The 17,042-nt window shown below is 75.6% G+C and carries 14 protein-coding genes and 1 pseudogene; 4 read left to right on the forward strand and 11 right to left on the reverse strand.

What is annotated here, in order from left to right:
* From KIK08_RS04720 to KIK08_RS04735, 4 genes and pseudogenes are all read right to left on the reverse strand, one after another.
* Positions 1–461 (reverse strand): annotated as a pseudogene (locus KIK08_RS04720) (hypothetical protein); the annotation flags it as partial.
* A 14-nt stretch (positions 462–475) separates the two neighbouring features.
* Positions 476–1,705, reverse strand: a complete 1,230-nt coding sequence (locus tag KIK08_RS04725) for an ABC transporter permease (protein ID WP_214401747.1) — start codon at positions 1,703–1,705, stop codon at positions 476–478.
* Positions 1,702–2,448 carry an ABC transporter ATP-binding protein gene (locus KIK08_RS04730; RefSeq protein ID WP_214401748.1) on the reverse strand — a complete coding sequence of 249 codons (747 nt, stop codon included), beginning with the start codon at positions 2,446–2,448 and terminating at the stop codon, positions 1,702–1,704. The genes KIK08_RS04725 and KIK08_RS04730 overlap by 4 nt, the downstream gene beginning before the upstream one ends.
* A complete protein-coding gene (locus KIK08_RS04735; protein WP_214401749.1) occupies positions 2,445–3,755 on the reverse strand; it encodes an efflux RND transporter periplasmic adaptor subunit in 1,311 nt (436 codons plus the stop codon). The genes KIK08_RS04730 and KIK08_RS04735 overlap by 4 nt, the downstream gene beginning before the upstream one ends.
* 152 nt (positions 3,756–3,907) lie before the next feature.
* On the opposite strand from KIK08_RS04735, the gene KIK08_RS04740 reads away from it, so the two are divergent.
* Together KIK08_RS04740 and KIK08_RS04745 are read left to right on the forward strand one after the other, a co-directional pair.
* A complete protein-coding gene (locus KIK08_RS04740) occupies positions 3,908–4,249 on the forward strand; it encodes an MmcQ/YjbR family DNA-binding protein (RefSeq protein ID WP_214401750.1) in 342 nt (113 codons plus the stop codon).
* A gap of 20 nt (positions 4,250–4,269) precedes the next feature.
* Positions 4,270–5,364 carry a class I SAM-dependent methyltransferase gene (locus KIK08_RS04745; RefSeq protein ID WP_214401751.1) on the forward strand — a complete coding sequence of 365 codons (1,095 nt, stop codon included), beginning with the start codon at positions 4,270–4,272 and terminating at the stop codon, positions 5,362–5,364.
* A 6-nt stretch (positions 5,365–5,370) separates the two neighbouring features.
* Here the strand turns inward: KIK08_RS04745 and KIK08_RS04750 are convergent, their stop codons facing one another.
* Both KIK08_RS04750 and KIK08_RS04755 read right to left on the reverse strand, forming a co-directional pair.
* Entirely contained in the window at positions 5,371–6,555 is a 1,185-nt protein-coding gene (locus KIK08_RS04750; protein WP_308257394.1) for a serine hydrolase domain-containing protein, read from the reverse strand.
* Positions 6,556–7,962: 1,407 nt separating this feature from the next.
* Positions 7,963–8,730 (reverse strand): alpha/beta fold hydrolase, encoded by a 768-nt coding sequence (locus KIK08_RS04755; protein WP_214401753.1) that lies wholly within the window; start codon positions 8,728–8,730, stop codon positions 7,963–7,965.
* 151 nt (positions 8,731–8,881) lie between these two features.
* Here KIK08_RS04755 and KIK08_RS04760 point away from each other — a divergent pair, with 151 nt between their 5' ends.
* A complete protein-coding gene (locus KIK08_RS04760) occupies positions 8,882–9,793 on the forward strand; it encodes an endonuclease/exonuclease/phosphatase family protein (RefSeq protein WP_214401754.1) in 912 nt (303 codons plus the stop codon).
* 6 nt (positions 9,794–9,799) lie between these two features.
* Here the strand turns inward: KIK08_RS04760 and KIK08_RS04765 are convergent, their stop codons facing one another.
* Complete coding sequence (locus KIK08_RS04765; RefSeq protein WP_308257395.1) at positions 9,800–10,681, reverse strand: oxygenase MpaB family protein; 882 nt, start codon at positions 10,679–10,681, stop codon at positions 9,800–9,802.
* A 7-nt stretch (positions 10,682–10,688) separates the two neighbouring features.
* A complete protein-coding gene (locus tag KIK08_RS04770) occupies positions 10,689–11,891 on the reverse strand; it encodes an FAD-dependent monooxygenase (protein ID WP_250556312.1) in 1,203 nt (400 codons plus the stop codon).
* Between the two features lie 139 nt (positions 11,892–12,030).
* Here KIK08_RS04770 and KIK08_RS04775 point away from each other — a divergent pair, with 139 nt between their 5' ends.
* Positions 12,031–12,942 carry an NADP-dependent oxidoreductase gene (locus KIK08_RS04775; RefSeq protein WP_214401755.1) on the forward strand — a complete coding sequence of 304 codons (912 nt, stop codon included), beginning with the start codon at positions 12,031–12,033 and terminating at the stop codon, positions 12,940–12,942.
* A gap of 43 nt (positions 12,943–12,985) precedes the next feature.
* Here KIK08_RS04775 and KIK08_RS04780 read toward each other — a convergent pair whose 3' ends face one another.
* From KIK08_RS04780 to KIK08_RS04790, 3 genes are all read right to left on the reverse strand, one after another.
* The gene (locus tag KIK08_RS04780) at positions 12,986–14,206 is read right to left on the reverse strand and encodes a glycine cleavage T C-terminal barrel domain-containing protein (RefSeq protein WP_214401756.1); all 1,221 of its coding nucleotides are present in this window, start codon (positions 14,204–14,206) and stop codon (positions 12,986–12,988) included.
* Between the two features lie 346 nt (positions 14,207–14,552).
* Positions 14,553–15,752 (reverse strand): phosphoglycerate dehydrogenase, encoded by a 1,200-nt coding sequence (serA, locus tag KIK08_RS04785; protein WP_214401757.1) that lies wholly within the window; start codon positions 15,750–15,752, stop codon positions 14,553–14,555.
* Between the two features lie 79 nt (positions 15,753–15,831).
* On the reverse strand, positions 15,832–17,031 hold the full coding sequence (locus tag KIK08_RS04790; protein ID WP_250556321.1) for an MFS transporter: 1,200 nt from the start codon (positions 17,029–17,031) through the stop codon (positions 15,832–15,834).
* Positions 17,032–17,042: the final 11 nt, after the last annotated feature.

Genomic DNA, 17,042 nt, shown 5'->3' on the forward strand with positions numbered 1-17,042 from the left:
GGCGGCGCGCTCGGCAGCCGCAGGTTGCGCCCGGCCGCCGCGGCGCCCGGCGCCCCGACCCCGGACAGACCGGCGGTGCCGGTGCCGTCCTCGTCGGCGGCCAGCCGGGCCCTGGCCGTGGCCAGCTGCGACTCGGCCGCCGCCACCCCGGCGTCCAGGGCGGTGGTGTCCAGGCGGGCCAGCACCGTGCCCGCGCTCACCTGCTGCCCGACCGCCACGTCGACGACGGCGATGCTGCCCCCGACCGGGAAGGCCAGGTCGGCGCGGTCGACCGGCTGGATGGAGCCGGCGGCGTCCAGGGTGACGGTCACGTCGCCCGGTCCGGCCGCGGCGGTGCGGTACCGGGGCGCGGCCGAGCCGGCGGTGGCGGCGAAGACCGCCAGCGCGGCCAGCAGCACCACGACCACCAGGGCGATGATCCAGAGGCGGCGGCGGCGCGGGGCACCGGTCATGGCTGTCATCAGCTGGTCTCCACTCACTCGCTGCGCAGCGCGTCGATGGGGGCCAGCCGGGCGGCCCGGCTGGCCGGGTAGACGCCGAACAGCAGGCCGATGCCGATCGAGACCGCCAGCGCCAGCAGCGTGGCCGACGGCGAGACGACGATCGGCTGGCCCAGCGCGTTCGACAGCGCCGCCGACCCGGCGATGCCGACGACCACCCCGGCGATGCCGCCGGCCAGCCCGAGCACCGCGGCCTCGACCAGGAACTGGCGGCGGATGACCGTGGGCGTGGCGCCCAGCGCCTTGCGCAGGCCGATCTCGCGGATCCGCTCGGTCACCGAGACCAGCATGATGTTCATGACGCCGATGCCGCCGACCAGCAGCGAGATCCCGGCGATGCCGCTGAGCACCGCGGTGAGCGCCCCGGTGATCGAGTTGGCGATGTCGAGGATGGACTGCTGGGTGGTGATGGTGAAGTCGGGCGCCGTCGGGTCGGTGATGCGGTGCATCGCCAGCAGCAACTGGCTGACCTCCTGGTGGGCCGCCGAGAGCGCCTCGGTGCTCTGCGCCTGCACGAAGATCGTCTGCACGGTGGTGCGGGCGGCGCCGCCGAAGATCCGCTCGGCGGCCACGCTGATCGGGACGACGGCCTGGTCGTCCTGGTCGCCCAGTGGGGAGCTGCCGCCGGGGTCGAGGATGCCGACCACGGTCATCGGCACCCCGGACACGGTCACCGTCCGCCCGACCGCGTTCTCCTCGCCGAACAGCTCGCTCGCCGTCGTCGAGCCCAGGACGACGACCGCCGCCTTGCCGCTGACGTCCTCGGCGGTGAGGAACCGGCCGTTGCTGACGGTGCGGGCCCGCACCTGCGACCAGTCCTCGGTGGTGCCGACGACGCTGGTCGTCCAGTTGGTGCCGGCGACGGCCAGCGGGCCGGGGCGTTGCACCGTCGGGGCGACGCCCGCCACGTCCGGGGCGACCTGCGGGTCGGCCAGCGCGGTGGCGTCGGCGAGGGTGAGGGTGGCCGCGCTGCCCTGCCCGCCGCGCACGCCGTTGGTGGTCGCGCTGCCGGGGGTGACGACGAGCAGGTTGCTGCCCAGCGAGTTGATCTGGGCGCCGATGGTGGCCTGGGCGCCGAGGCCGAGCCCGACGGTGAGCATCACCGCGGCGATGCCGATCAGGATGCCCAGCATGGTCAGCGCGGAGCGCAGCCGGTGCGCGCGGACGGCGTCGTAGCCGGTCCGGATGGTCTCCCACCAGTTCACGACAGGACCTTCCGCGCCCGGTGCGCGCCGGGCCGGTTCGGCTCGTCGGAGACGACCGTGCCGTCGTGCAGCCGCACGACCCGCCCGGCCGCGGCGGCGACGTCGTCCTCGTGGGTGATGAGGACGACCGTGCGGCCGGTGGCGTGCAACTCGGTCAGCAGGCCGAGCACGTCGGCGGTGGCGGTCGAGTCGAGGTTGCCGGTGGGCTCGTCGGCCAGCAGCAGCGCGGGCTCGGTGACCAGCGCGCGGGCCACCGCCACCCGCTGCTGCTGCCCGCCGGACAGCTCCCCGGGGCGGTGGTCGCTGCGGTCGGCCAGCCCGACGCGGTCGAGCGCGGCCAGCGCGCGCTCGCGGCGCTCGGCCCGCGCCACGCCCGCGTAGCAGAGCGGCAGCTCGACGTTGCGCCACGCCGGCATCGAGGCGAGCAGGTTGAACTGCTGGAACACGAAGCCGATCCGCCGGTTGCGGATCTCGGCGAGCTCGACCTCCGACAGCGCCCCGACGTCGGCCCCGGCCAACCGGTACGTGCCGGCGGTGGCGACGTCCAGGCAGCCCAGCACGTTCATCAGCGTCGACTTGCCGGAGCCGGACGGCCCCATGATCGCGACGAACTCGCCGCTGTCGATGCGCAGCGTGGTCGGGCGCAGCGCGGCGACCTCGATCTCGCCGCTGCGGTAGGTCTTGCTGGTGCCGTCGAGCTCGATGAGCGGCTCGCCGGTCGCCGGGGCCGCGGGAGAGCTCACGAGCCGCCCCCGGACCGGCCGCTCGGCGGCGTGCTACCGCCGCCGCCGTTCCCGTCGCCGCCGTTCCCGTCGCCGCTGTTCCCGTCGCCGCCGTTCCCGTCGCCGCCGCCACCGCCGTTGCGGTTGCCACCGAAGCTGCCGAACCCGGACGCCGGGGGCGCCTCGCCCGCCGCGGGCAGCACGACCTGCTCGCCGGAGGCCAGGCCGCGCAGGACCTGCGTGCGCCCGCCGGAGGTCGCGCCGACCTCCACCGGGCGGGTCACGTCCTGCTCCCCGTCGCGGACGACGACCGTGGTCTCGTCGCCGGTGCCGCGCACGGCCGCGCTCGGCACCAGCACGGCGTCGGTGATGCGCTCGGTGACGATCTCGACCTGGGCGGTCGAGCCGATGTGCAGGCCGGGCGGGCTGCCGGTCACGGCGATGGTGACCGGGTAGCCGGCGACGCCGGAGGTCGAGGTGGCCACCAGCGCGACCGACTCGACGGTGCCGGGGACCGGGTCGACGGCGCCGTTGGGGGTGATGTTCGCGGTCAGGCCGGCGCGCAGCTCGCCGACCTGGGTGTCGTCCACGGTGGCGTCGACGATGTAGGAGCCGGTGCTGACCACGACGACGTCGGCCGTGCCGGGGGCGGCCGTGGCCGCCGTCGACCCCGAGGACACCGCCGCCCCGCCGCTGGCGCTGATGCCGCCACCACCCGCGCCGCCCTGGCCCGCCCCACCGGCCGCGGCCGCGGCGGCGGACGCCGCGGACGAGCCGCCGACGCCCCCGGTCACCTGCTCGCCGACCGTCACGTTGACGGCGGCGACCGTGCCGGCGAAGGGGGCGGTGAGCGTCGCGTTGGACTCGTTGCGCCGGGCGACGTCGAGCTGGGCCCGCGCGGAGTCGACCGCGGCCCGGTCGGCGGCGATCTGCTCGGCGGAGGCGTCGGCGGAGCGGTCGGCGGCCAGTCGCGCCTCGGCCGAGGCCAGCGCCGAGCGCGCCTGGGCGACCTGGCCCGACAGCGACGCCGAGTCGACGGCGGCCAGCTCCTGCCCGGCGGCGACCTGCTGGCCGACCACCGCGGTGACCGAGACGACCTCCCCGCCGGCCGGGAAGTCGAGGTCGGCGCGCTGGGTGGGCTCCACCGTCCCGGTCACCACGACGGTGCGGTCGAGCTGGCCCGTCCGCGCGGTGGCCACCTCCGGTTCCACGGCCCCGGCCGACCGGCCGACGAGCCAGATCGTGGCCGCGACCGCCAGCACGAGCACGACCAGGAGGGCCGTGTAGCGCCGGGGGTGCCGGCGGATCGATCGGGCGATGACGGTCATCGGGACAACCTGCCTGTCGGACGCGCGAGTGCCGCCACCGGGGTCCGCAGCCGGACGGGTGACGCCCTTGACACGCTAGGGGCAGCCGCCGGGGCGCCGTGACCGCATGCTGAGCGATCGCTGAGATCCGCCCCGGCCCCTATGGTGGGCTGGTGGTGACCGTCGAGGACGTGCGCCGGGTGGCCGGACCGCTGCCCCGCTCCACCGAGCACCTGATCCGCGACCGGGTGAAGTTCCGCGTCGGCCAGATCGTCTACGTCGCCTTCTCCCGCGACGAGACCGTCATGGGGTTCGCGTTCCCCAAGGAGGAGCGCGCCGACCTCGTCGCCGCCGAGCCGACCGTGTTCCACCTGCCGGGCGAGTCCGACATGCGGTTCAACTGGGTGCACGCCTGGACGGCCGAGCTCGACGAGGAGCGCATGCGCGAGCTCGTGCTGGACGCCTGGCGGATGGTGGTGCCGAAGAAGGTCGCCGCGGCGCACCTGGGCGGCTGAGGCTGCCACGATCGGTGGCGATGGACGAGACGACCGCTTCCGACACCGCTTCCGACACAGCCGCCGACACAGCCGCCGACACAGCCGCCGACACAGCCGTCGCCCGCCTGACCGAGCTGGCGCTGGGCCACGTCCTGGTCAGCCTGATCGGCCTGGGCCACCGACTCGGCCTGCTCGACGCGCTCGCCGCCGGCCCGGCCACCTCCGACGAGCTCGCCGCCCGCGCCGGCGCCGCTCCCCGCTACGTCCGGGAGTGGCTGGGCGGGCTGGTCGGTGGCGGCATCGTGGAGTGGGACTCCGGGACCGGGCGGTACCGGTTCGCCCCCGGCTACGCCCGCCTGCTCAGCGGCGCCACCGCGGCCAACACCGCCCCGGGCGCGGAGATGCTCACCCGGCTCACCGCGATGGTCCCCGAGGTGGCCGACCGGTTCCGCGACGGCGCCGGCATCCCCGCCGCGACCTACGCCCAGCGTGCCGGCGCTTCGCTGGGCGGGTCGCGCCGCTACCTCTACGAGGAGCAGTTGGTACCCGGCTTCCTCGGCGCCGTGCCGGGCCTGCACGAGCGCCTGCGCGCCGGCGCCGAGGTCCTCGACGTCGGCTGCGGCCCCGGCCAGGTCGCCCGGCTGATCGCCGACGCCTTCCCCGCCTCCCGGGTGACCGGCCTCGACGTCGTCCCCGAGGCGATCGAGCGGGCCCGCGCCGGGCTCGGCGACCGGCCCAACCTCGACTTCCGCGTCGGCGACGCCGCCCGGCTCGACGAGGACGGCCGCTACGACGTCGTGCTCGCGCTCGACGTCGTGCACGACCTCGGCCGTCCCCGGGAGGCGCTGCGGGGAGTGCACCGCGCCCTGGCCCCCGGCGGGGTCCTGGTCATGGTCGACATCGCGTTCTCCGCCGACCTGGACGAGGTCGCCGGCAACCCCGGCGCCGCGCAGGCCTTCGGCGTGAGCGTGCTGCACTGCCTGCCGATCTCGCTGCACGGCGGCGGCGAGGGCCTGGGCGCCATGTGGGGGCGCGAGGCGGCGCGGGAGATGCTCACCGAGGTCGGGTTCACCGATGTGCGCGTGCACCCGAGCCCGCGGCCGCAGAACGCGGTGTACGTGGCGACCCGGTAGCGGCGCTCACCCGGCGACGGCGGCGTGGGCGGCGGTCAGGAAGTCGCGCGCGACGTCGGGTGGGCGCGGGGACGTCCAGGCCGCGTTGGTGAGCAGCACGGCCGTCAGGTCGTCGGCGGGGTCGTTGCGCCAGATCGTGCCCAGCCCGCCGTCCCACCCGTACTGGCCCACCGGCTCGGCCGGGTTGTCGTGGCGGGTGACCACCGAGACGCCGAAGCCCCAGCCGCGCCCGTCGAAGTCGTCGGGGAACAACCCGCCGAGCGCCTTCTGCGCCGGGGTGAGGTGGTCGGTCGTCATCACCCGCACCGAGGACCGCGACAGCACCGGCGCGCCACCGCGGCGCAGCATCGCGGCGAAGGCCAGGTAGTCGGCCGCGGTGCTCACCAGGCCGCCCGCGCCGGACGGGAACGCCGGGGCGGTGAGCCACTGCGCGGCGGCCGGGTAGGGCCGCAGCGCGCCGGTGTCCGGGTCGGTGGCACAGGCGCCGACGAGTCGGTCGGCGGCCCCGGGCCCGACGGCGAATCCGGTGTCGGGCATGCCGAGCGGGTCGAAGATCCGCTCGCGCAGGAAGTCCGGCAGGCTCCGCCCGGACGCCCTGGCGATCAGCACGCCGAGCACGTCGGAGCCGGTGTTGTAGAGCCAGCGCTCCCCCGGCTGGGCCATCAGCGGGAGGGTGGCGAAGCGCCGCATCCACTCGTCCGGCCCGGGCGGCACGGCCGGCTGCGGCGGTCCGACGAACAGCTCCAGCGGGGCCGCCGCCTCCGCGACCGGGCAGGGCCGGAGGTGGATGCCGCTGCCCATGCGGAACGTGAGGAGGTCGCGCAGGGTGATCGGCCGGCGGGCCGGCACGGTGTCGTCGACCGGACCGTCGATGCGCCGCACGACCCGCCGGTCGGCGAGCTCGGGAAGGAACCGCTCCACCGGGTCGTCCAGGCGCAGCACGCACTCCTCGACCAGGACGAGGGCGGCCACCGCGATGATCGGCTTGGTCATCGAGCTGATCCGGAAGACGGCGTCGGACCGCATGGGACGCGGATCGTCGACCCCGGCGGCACCGATGACGTCGACGTGGGTCTCGCCGTGGCGGGAGACCAGGGACACGAGACCGGGCGCCGCACCGCGCTCGACGTGACCGGCGAGGACGTCGTGCAGGCGGGCGAGGCGGGCGGGAACGAACGCGGGAGTCGTCACGCGGCTGGGACCGCGCCGGCGGCGCCGACTCATCGGTGGAGGCGGAACCGCTGCCATTCTCCTACCCAACGCCGTGGCGGAGGGTGGGCATCGCTCGCGGAGCTGGATCAGAACGGTGGCCCGGTGTCCGCGGTCGGCGGTGGCCGGTCCGGTGGTCGGGCCCGCCGCCGCTCAACCTCGGCGACGACGTGGGCGGTGAGGTCGGGTCCGTTCTCGACGCGGTAGTCGTGCGGATCGCTGGAGTAGGACCGCCATGGCAAGCCGACCCGCACCGCAGGCGCGCCAGCGCCGAGGAGCGGAAGCGGCGCGGCAGCACTGGTCGGGCCCGCGGGATACGCGTCACCACCCACTCGGCACCCCGGGGCCGGGGTCCTGGGCGCACCTCGCAGCCCTGAACATGGTCTCGCAGCCCGCCGGCGGGCTGCGAGGACCCACCTGACGCTGCGCTGCCGCCACCACCTCTGCGAGCCACCGCAGGCGCGCAGCGCCGAGGAGCGGAAGCGGCGCGGCAGCACTGGTCGGGCTCGCGGGACGCGCGTCACCAACCACTCGGCACGGCCCCGGGGCCGACGGTCCTGGCCGCACCTCGCAGCCCAGGACATGGTCTCGCAACCCGCCGGCGGGCTGCGCCAACCCACCCGACGCTGCACAGACACCACCACCTCTGCGAGCCACCGCAGGCGCGCCGCGCCGGGAGCGGAAGCGGCGCGGCAGCAACGGTCGGGCTCGCGGGACGCGCGTCACCAGCCACTCGGCACGCCCTGGGGCCGGCGGTTCTGGGCACCTCGCAGCCCAGGACGTGGTCCCGCAGCCCGCCGGCGGGCTGCGACAACCCACCTGATGCTGCGCGGACGCCACCACCCCTGCGAGCCACCGCGTGCACAACGCCGGCCGGTCACGGGCCCGCCCCGGGCCGGCACCGGGGCCGAACCGAAGAGCAGACTCGACGCGCTGACCTGTGGCCGAACGACCAGGGTGCCCGTTCAGCCCCCAACTTCACGGCTTGCCGCATACCCCGGACCCGGCCGAGTAGCCGCCCCGCGGCCCCGAGCGCACCTCGCAGCCCAGGACGTGGTCTCGCAACCCGCCGGCGGGCTGCGAGAACCCACCCGACGCTGTGCAGACACCACCACCTCTGCGAGCCACCGCAGCCGCGCCGCGCCGAGGAGCGAAAGCGGCGCGGCAGCACTGGTCGGGCTTGCGGGATGCGCCTCACCAACCATGCCCGGCGGGCGGTCCTGGGCGCGCCTCGCAGCCCGGGACGTGTGCTCGCAGCCCGCCGGCGGGCTGCGCCAACCCACCCGACGCTGCGCAGACGCCACCACCCTCTGCGAGCCGTCGCAGGCGCGCCGGCGCCGAGGAGCGGAGGCGGCGGCGCGGCAGCAACAGACGGCAGCAGTAGGTCGCTCAGCCCTCGCCGAGGCTCGCCTCGAACGCGCGCAGCCGCCCCAGGAACCGCTCCGGCTCGACCAGGTGCGGGTAGTGCCCCAACCCGTCCCACACCTCCAGTTGGGCCTGCGGGATGCGCTTGGCCAGCCACCCGGCATGCCCCGGGCCGGGGTCGACGCCGTCGAGGGCCAGGTAGGGCGCGGTGATCCCGTCGACCATCGCGTCCACGGCCGCCTCCAGCTCGACCGGGCCGGTGTCGAGCAGCAGCCCCCAGATGGCCAGCACGACCGCCTGGTCGGGTCGGCGCAGCGCCTCCAGCCGCGCCCACTCGTCGTCGGACAGCGGGCCGCGCATCGACGTGAACAGGGCCGAGACGACGGCCGGGAACGCCTCCCCCCGCAGGTTGTCGGCCTGCGCCTGCACGCCGGCCTGCAGCGGCGCCAGGTCGAGGCTCTGGTCGACGTTCACCACCCCGCGGGCCTCGTGCGCGGCCGCGTAGGCCGTCACGACCATCCCGCCCAGCGAGTGCCCGACCAGCAGCGGCGCCGGCCCGTCCGGGGCGGCCTGGGCCACGACGGCGGCGACGTCGTCGGCGAGCGCGGCGACGCCGTAGTCGTCGCCGCCGGGCGACTCCCCGTGCCCGCGCAGGTCGACGCGCAGGACCCGATGGTCGCGGGCGAGGTCGTCGGTGAGCGGGTCCCACGAGCGGCGGTTCTCGGTGATGCCGTGCACGAGGACGAGCAGCGGCCCGTCCCCCCGCAGGTCGTGGGCCAGGGGGACGGTCATGGCGCGACCCTAACGCGGCGCCCCGCAGCCCCGGCATCGTGATCACTCGAACGGCCCCGGGCCCGGGGACGTGGCCGGTTCCCGCCGCCGCGCCGCCCCGCCGCGCGGCTACGCTCGCCGGGTACGTCCGGCGCCGGTGGGAGGCCTCGAAGTGTCTGGGCCCGGCAACCGCGCCGCGACCGTCCTGGCGCTCGCCCTGGTCGCCCTGTCCGGGTGCGCGGCCGCCACCGCGACAGGCCCCAGCGCGGCCACCGCCGCGGCGCCCGCTCCGACCACGGCTCCCGCGACGCCCGCCGCCGCGCCCCCCGAGCTGCGGGTGATGACCTGGAACGTGCGCACCAACACCTACGACGCCCCCGACTGGGCCCCGGTCGTCGCCGAGCAGCGCCCCGATGTCGTCGCCTTCCAGGAGATCTGCGTCGGCGACGCCGAGGACCTCGTCGACCTGCTCCGCGAGGAGCACGGCCTGACCTACGAGCTCGCCCCGGGACCGGCCCGGGAGGCGCTCTACGAGACCTGCCGCGACACCGCGGCCGGACCGGTCGTGTTCGGGCAGGCCGTGCTGTCGCGGGTGCCGCTCGTGGACCCCGTGACGACGATCCTGCCCGACGGCGACGACCTCGACGAGCCCCGGTCGGTCCTGGCCGTCACCCTCGACGTGCCCGGCGCCCCGGTCCGGCTGCTGACCACGCACATCACCATCGGCCCCGAGCGCGGCGACAGCGAGGAGAAGGGGCAGCGGCGCCTGGACCTGCAGGCCGCGCAGGTCGACGTCGTGGGGCGGGCGGCCGCCGGCAGCGGGGAGCGGGTGCTGGTCATGGGCGACTTCAACATGGCGCCCCAGGACGGTCGCCTGGACGTCTTCGAGGAGTCCGGCCTGCTCGACGTCGACCGCGACCGCAACGCCCCCACCGGCGGCAACGACGCCGAGAAGCCCGGCTCGCCGGCCGTACACAAGATCGACTACATGTTCGTGAAGGGATTGGAGCGGATCGGCGAGCCGGAGACGTTCTGGGTCCCCAGCTCCGACCACCGGCCGCTGGTGGCGACCCTGCGCCCCTGACGGGGGCTACGCCGCCATGACCCAGCGGATGCCGTGGGTGACGACCTGCCCGCCGGCCCGCACCAGGGTGTGCTCGACGACGGGCAGGTAGGGCAGCCGCAGCGGGCCGCGGGCCCAGCGCGGGAGCAGTTCGACCGCGGCCGCGGCCAGCAGCGCGTAGGGCGCCCGGGCCGCGACCGCCAGCGGCGGGTTGAGCAGCAGGAACCGCGTGGTCGACCGGGCCTGCGGGGTGCCGGCCAGCTCGGGGCGGAAGGCCGCGATCCGGTCGGCCAGCTCGGCTTCGGTCTCCGGTGGGTCGGGGACGCCGAGCTCCCGGGCGACCCGGGCGGTGTCGGCGACGTAGCCGTCGCGCCCCGCCCGGTCGAGCGGGCGCGACCCGTAGCGCTGGTGGGCGCGCAGGAAGCTGTCGATCTCGGCGATGTGCACCCACTCCAGCAGGTGCGGGTCGCCCGCGGAGTACGGGCGGCCGTCCGGGGCCCGCCCGCGCACCCGCTCGTGCACGGCCTTGATCCTCTCGACCACGGCGCGCGCCTCCGCGTCCGGTCCGAACGTCGTGGCGGCCAGGAAGTAGCTGGTGCGCGCGAGCCTGCCCCACGGGTCGCCGCGGTAGCCGGAGTGGCCGGCGACCCCGGCCATCGCCAGCGGGTGCAGCGACTGCAGCAGCAGGGCGCGCAGCCCGCCGACGAACATCGACGCGTCGCCGTGGACCCGCCGGATGGGGCGGTCCTCGGCGAACCAGCGCGGGCCGGGCGCGTTGTGGATGCGTTCCCGCCGGCCCGGCCCCTCGTCACCGGCGACCTTCTGGAAGACGTCGGCACCCAGCCGCGCCCGCAGCGCCGTCACGCGGTCGGTGAGCGAGCCGACCCCTCCAACCCGCAGATCAACCACACCACCATCATCCGTGCCGGGCGCGCTCCCGGCCACCGGACGAGATCGTGGTGGGCTGCCCGTAGAGCCAGTCGACGTCCGGGGAGATCCCGAACGACGACGCCATCGCCTCGTCGCGGGCCAGCTGGTCGGGCCCGTCGGGGAGGTGGAAGCGGGTGCCGTTGTCGCGGGACATGGCCTGGACCCGGGCCGTGCGGGGCCTGCGCAGCTCCGCGTAGCGGACGAGCGCGCCCGGGACGTCCGCGGCGCCGTCCAGGCAGCCGGCGAGGGCGGCGGCGTCCTCGATGGCCTGGCCGGCGCCCTGCGCGGCGTAGGGCGGCATCGGGTGGCAGGCGTCGCCGAGCAGGGTGACCGCGCCCGCGCCCCAGCGCGGCAGCGGGTCGCGGTCGAACACGGCCCACTTGAGCGGGCGGTCGAGTGCCTCGATGACCGCGCGCACGGTCGGGTGCCACCCGGCGAAGGCCGCCCGCAGCTGGCGCGGGTCGCCCGTGTCGGTCCACGACTCGCGCGTCCACGAGCCCTCCTCGACGACGCACACGACGTTGAGCAGGCGGCCCCCGGCGACGTAGTAGTGCACGAGGTGCGCTCCGGGTCCGACGTTGACCGTGGCCCGCCGGCCCGGCCCCAGCCCGGCCACCCGCTCGGCGGGCACCAGGCCCCGGTACGCGGCGTGCCCGGTGAACCGGGCGGCCCGCGGCCCGAACAGCGACTCGCGCACCGCCGAGTGGATGCCGTCGGCGCCCACCACGAGGTCGACGTCGGCGCCCGAGCCGTCGGTGAACCCGAGCCACGCCCCGCCGGGCCGCTGCGCCACGCCCGCGCAGCGGCGTCCGGTCTCGACCCGGCCGGCCGGGAGGGCGTCGGCCAGCACCCGCACCAGGTCGGCCCGGTGCACGTGCAGGTACGGCGCCCCGTAGGTCCGCTCGATCGACGCGCCGAGCGGGGTCGAGGACAACAGCCGCCCGTCGTCCCAGCGGCGGAACTCGAACGCCTCCGGGCGCACCGCGACCCGCTCGATGGCCTCCAGCACGCCCAGCTCGCGCAGCACGCGGGTCGCGTTGGGCGCCAGCTGGATGCCGGCCCCCACCTCGGTCGCACCCGCCGCCTGCTCGACGACCCGCACGTCGTGGCCGGCCCGCGAGAGCGCGAGCGCCGCGGTCAGCCCCCCGATCCCCCCGCCGACGACGACCACGGACAACGATCCGGACATGGCGCTCTCCCCCGTGCGCCGCCCCACGGCGCTCCACGAGGAGGAGAGCACGCCCGTCAACCGATACCGCCGCAGATCCGGCGCGGCAGCTGATCGGCCCGGGCGAGCACTACGGTCGACACCCGGCGAGAGGAGCCAGATGCGCGCGTACGGGTTCAGCGAGACCGGCGGGCCGGAGAAGCAGACCTTCCTGGACGTCCCGGTGCCCACCCCGGGCCCGGACGAACTGCTGGTCAGGGTCAGGGTGGCCGGGGTCAACCCGGGTGACTGGCGGGTCCGCGACGGCTCCTACGGCACCACGGGCCCCGCGGTGCTGGGCCGTGAGGTCGCCGGCACGGTCACCGCGCTCGGGCCGGGGGTGAGCGGGTTCGCCGTCGGCGACGAGGTGTTCGGCGGCTGCCCGGGGATGGTCGGCGGCTGGGCGGAGCAGGCGCTGGTCACCGCGTCGTTCGCGGCGCACCGGCCGGCCGGGGTCGCGCCGGAGGCGGCCGCGGCCCTGCCGGTCGCCGCCGGCACCGCCCACGACATGCTGGAGCAGATCGGTCTCGGTCCGGGCGCCACCCTGCTGGTGAACGGGGCGGGCGGCGGCGTCGGGGTGCCGGCGGTGCAGCTGGCGCGGGCGCGGGGGCTGGCGGTGATCGGGGTCGCGAGCCCGGCCAAGCACGAGCTGGTCGCCGGGTTCGGGGCGGTCCCGGTGGCCTACGGCCCGGGCGTCCTGGACCGCGTGCGCGACGCCGCACCGGCGGGCGTCGACGGCGTCTTCGACCTGGCCGGTGGCGACGCCCTGCGCACCGTGGCCCAGCTCGTCGGGGACCGGTCCAAGCTGTTCTCGGTGGCGGACCGCGCAGTGATCGCCGAGGTCGGCGGGCGGGTCGTCGAGCGCGACCGCAGCACCGCCGTGCTGGACGAGCTGGCCCGCCTGGTGGCCGCAGGCGAGCTCGACCCGCACGTCACCGAGGTCCGCCCGCTCGACGAGGCCGGGGAGGCGCTGGCGCTCGTCGAGAGCGGGCACGCCACGGGCAAGGTCGTGCTGCGGATCGCGGCCGACTGACCGGCCGTTCCGGGCCCGGCCGGGCCCGGAACGCCGGCGCGGCTCACACGGCGGCGTCCATCCCCCGCTCCCGCAGCCGCTCGCGGGTGTTCGGGTTGACCGACGGCCGGAACGGGACCTCGACGACCTCGGCGGCCACCGGGGTGCCCGGGACGTCGGCGTACTCGTCGGGGAGGTCGACGGCCAGCGCGGTGCCGATCGCCGAGAGCCCCACGGGCACGTAGCCGAGCGCGATGTTGGTGCCGAGCTCGGGCGACCACCACGGCGAGGTCAGGTAGCCGATGGGCTCGCTGCCGCTGCTCTCGCGGACCAACCAGAAGTCCGGGGCGTACTCGCCGATCGGCCTGCCGGCGACCCGCATCCCCACCATGACCATCCGGAACGGCGGCTCCCCCGCCTCGATGAGCCCGCGGGCGCGCTCGAGCGCGGCCCTGCCGATGTAGTCGGCCTGCTTGGTGCGCGGCACCTGGTAGCCCAGGTTGACCTGGAACGGCAGCGTCTCGGCGTCCATGTCCTGGCCCCAGGACAGGATCCCGGCGGCCACCCGCCGGTGGTGGGCCGGGGCGATGACGCGCAGGTTGTGCGCCTTGCCGGCCTCCAGCACGGCGTTCCACATCTCCTCGGCGTGCAGCGTGGCGTCGCGCAGGTAGATCTCGTAGCCCTTCTCGCCGGTGAACCCGGTCTGCGAGACGACCACGGAGTGCCCGGCCACCTCCCCCTCCATCAGGCCGTAGGAGGGGATGTCGGCGATGCCGGGGCCGAACAGGTCGGTCATCAGGTCGACCGAACGCGGACCCTGGATCTGGACCGGGGCGACGTCGATCTCGTCGATCTCGACGTCGTAGGGCCGGCCGACCTTCACGCCCTGCAGCCACAGCATGAGATCGGAATCGGAGAGGCTGAACCAGAATTCGTCCTCGGCGATGCGCAACAGGACGGGGTCGTTCAGGATCCCGCCCTTCTCGTTGCACAGGATGACGTAGCGGGCGCGCATCACCGGGATCTTCGTGGCGTCGCGGGTGATCACCAGGTTGACGAAGGACTCCGCGTCGGGGCCCTTCACCCGGATCTGCCGCTCGACCGCGACGTTCCACAGCGTGACGTCGTTGACCAGCGAGTCGTACTCGGCCATCGCGCCGCCGTCCTCCGGGCGGACGTAGCCGCGCGGGTGGTAGACGCGGTTGTAGACCTCGGCCCGCCAGCAGCCGGCCGCCATCGACAGGTGCCAGTAGGGCGACTTGCGGATGCGCGTGGAGATCAGCATTTCGACGGGTGTCGGGCCCGTCTGCCGCAGGTTTATCGGGACGATCCGGTCGGATTGATCGACCGACGGCTGGTTGTGGTGAGACAGGGCATCACGGGTAGCGATCGACATTGACGGCTCCACCATTTCCGGATCAGATCCACGACCACGGGCGGCATGCGACGTGCGTACTTCCGGGAGAGTGCGCGAATGCTGCCGGATTTCTCGCGGCGAGCCGGAGGCTACTCGCGGCGTGCCGCATTGGTCAACGGGCCGCACGATACGCAACGACCCCGGCGCACAGCCGTCCCCCGTCCGGGCCAGTGACGGGCCGGACGGGGGACGACCGGAGGTGGATCGCCGGTGGTCAGAGCCGCCAGGAACGCAGCCACACGGTCTGCGGTGAGCCGCCCAGCACCGACAGCGCGGCCTCGGTCAGTTCCGCGTCCGTATCGGTGATGGCGTACCCGCGCTCACCCTTGGTCGACAGAGACTGGCCGGTGACGCTCACCCCGGCGTCGGCCAGCAACCGGGTGATGTCGGCCAGCACGCCGGGGGTGTTGGCGTGCAGGTAGCCCAGCCGGAACGCGCCGGCGGGCTGCGGCGGGGCCACCTGGGGCAGGTTCACCGACAGCGCGGTGGCGCCCGCGGTGACGAACCCGAGCAGCTTGCCCGACACGAAGTGCCCGATCTCCTCCTGCGCCTCCTGCGTCGACCCCCCGACGTGCGGGGTCAGGATGACGTTGTCCAGGCCGCGCAGCGGGGACTCGAAGGCGTCGCCCTGCGCCTTGGGCTCGATCGGGAAGACGTCGATCGCGGCGCCGGACAGGTGCCCGGACAGGATGTTCTCGCGCAGCGCCGCGTCGTCGACGACCATCCCCCGGGAGGCGTTGATGAACACCGCGCCCGGCTTCATCAGCGCGAACTGCTCGGCGCCGAACAGCCCGGCGTTCCCGGGGCGCCCGTCGACGTGCAGGCTCACGAAGTCCGACGCGGCCAGCAGCTCGGGCAGCGACCCGACCCGCCGGGCGTTGCCGTGGGCCAACCGGTCGGCGGTGTCGAAGAAGATCACCCGCAGGCCGACGGCCTCGGCGACGTTGGACAGCTGGGTGCCGATGTTGCCGTAGCCGACGATGCCCAGCGTGCGCCCGCGCACCTCGTGGCTGCCGCGCGCCGACTTGTCCCACACGCCCTCGTGCATCCGCCGGGTCTTCTCCGGCAGCCGCCGGGCCAGCGCGATGATCTCGCCCAGCACCAGCTCGACGACGCTGCGGGTGTTGGAGAACGGCGCGTTGAACACCGCCACCCCCCGCTCGGCCGCCTCGACCAGGTCGACCTGGTTGGTCCCGATGCAGAAGCAGCCCACGGCCAGCAGGTCCTTGCCCGCCTCCAGCACCGCGGGCGTGACCGTGGTGTTGGAGCGGATGCCCAGCAGCGACACCCCGGCCAGCGCCTCGACGAGCTCGTCCTCGCCCAACGATCCCGACCGGGCGTCGACCTCGAACCCCGCCTGCCGGAACGCCTCCGCCGCGACCGGATGGATGTTCTCCAGCAGCAGTACCTTCACGGGCACAACTTACGGGCCACCGGCAACGCCGCTGCCCCCACCGCCCCCACCGCCCCCACTGCGACGGCCCGTGCGCGCGTCAGCCGGGTGCCGGGGCTGCGGGGCGCGCGGGGAGCGCCAGCAGTGCGGCGTACGCGGCCAGACCGAACACCCCCGCACCCGCGACCGCCCAGCCGAACCCGCCGGTGGCGTCCACGACGACGCCGGCCAGCGGCGGCCCGATCAGCGCGCCCACGCCGGCCGCCGTGTAGACCAGCCCGACGAGCGCGCCGATGCCGCGCACCCCGAACAGCTCCGCGAGCACGGTCGGTTGCAGCGCGATCCAACCGCCGTAGCCGGTGCCGAGCACGACCGCGAACACCAGCAGCCACGGCCACGACGGCGCGAGCAGCCAGATCGCGAAGCTCGCCCCGAGCACCGCGAAGCACGCCCGGAACGTCCGCACGCGCCCGACCCGGTCGGCCAGTGCGCCGATCACCAGCCGGCCGGCCACGCTGGCCACGCCGATCACCCCGATCAGCGCCGCCGCGGCGACCGGGCCGGCGCCGGCCGCCGCGGCGGCCGTCGGCAGGAACACCAGCGGCACGAACAGCGCGACCGACCCCAGCAGCGTCGCGGCGTACATCGCGCGGAACTCCCGCGTGCGAGCCACCTCGCGCAGCGCCCGCGGCGGCTCGCCGACGGGCTGGGGCGGGCGGCGCACGGCGAACGCCACGACCACGAGCAGCAGCGCCGCGCCCACGCCGAGCAGCACGTGCGCCCGCCGCCAGCCGTGCTCGGCGATCAGCGCCGCCGCCAGCGGCGACCCGGCCAGGGTGCCCACGCCGATCCCGGCCACGGCGATGCCGACCGCGAGCGCGCGGCGGCGGTCGAACCAGCCGCTGACCACCGCGACCATCGGCACGTACCCGCACGCCACGGCGATCCCGACGCCCAGGCCGTAGGCCAGGTAGCCGACCCACAGCTGCTGCGCCGCCGACGTCACCAGCAGCCCGGCGGCCAGCGCGGCCGCGCCGACGAGCAGCACCGGGCGCGGACCGAACCGGTCCACCGCGCGCCCGCTGACCGAGCCGAGCAGGAACCAGCAGAACGCGGTGATCGAGAAGACGAGCGAGGTCGCCCCGCTGCCGGTGCCGAACTCCGCGGCCATCGGCGCGAAGAACGCCCCGAAGCTGTAGGCGACCCCGAAGACGGCGGCCATGGAGGCGAACGCCGCCGCGACGCTCACCCACGCCGCGGTCGACTCCAGTACGAGCTCGCCGTGGGTGCCGCGCCGCATCACCGCCCGAG

The sequence above is a fragment of the Pseudonocardia lacus genome, assembly GCF_018531445.1.
Lineage (GTDB): Bacteria > Actinomycetota > Actinomycetes > Mycobacteriales > Pseudonocardiaceae > Pseudonocardia > Pseudonocardia lacus.

What these genes read in the sequence shown, in the direction of transcription:
- KIK08_RS04780 (WP_214401756.1), bottom strand. Translation starts at nt 14,206, where the DNA reads ATGCTGATCTCCACGCGCATCCGCAAGTCGCCCTACTGGCACCTGTCG.
- KIK08_RS04770 (WP_250556312.1), bottom strand. Translation starts at nt 11,891, where the DNA reads ATGTCCGGATCGTTGTCCGTGGTCGTCGTCGGCGGGGGGATCGGGGGG.
- KIK08_RS04790 (WP_250556321.1), bottom strand. Translation starts at nt 17,031, where the DNA reads ATGCGGCGCGGCACCCACGGCGAGCTCGTACTGGAGTCGACCGCGGCG.
- KIK08_RS04735 (WP_214401749.1), bottom strand. Translation starts at nt 3,755, where the DNA reads ATGACCGTCATCGCCCGATCGATCCGCCGGCACCCCCGGCGCTACACG.
- KIK08_RS04755 (WP_214401753.1), bottom strand. Translation starts at nt 8,730, where the DNA reads ATGACCGTCCCCCTGGCCCACGACCTGCGGGGGGACGGGCCGCTGCTC.
- KIK08_RS04775 (WP_214401755.1), top strand. Translation starts at nt 12,031, where the DNA reads ATGCGCGCGTACGGGTTCAGCGAGACCGGCGGGCCGGAGAAGCAGACC.
- KIK08_RS04745 (WP_214401751.1), top strand. Translation starts at nt 4,270, where the DNA reads ATGGACGAGACGACCGCTTCCGACACCGCTTCCGACACAGCCGCCGAC.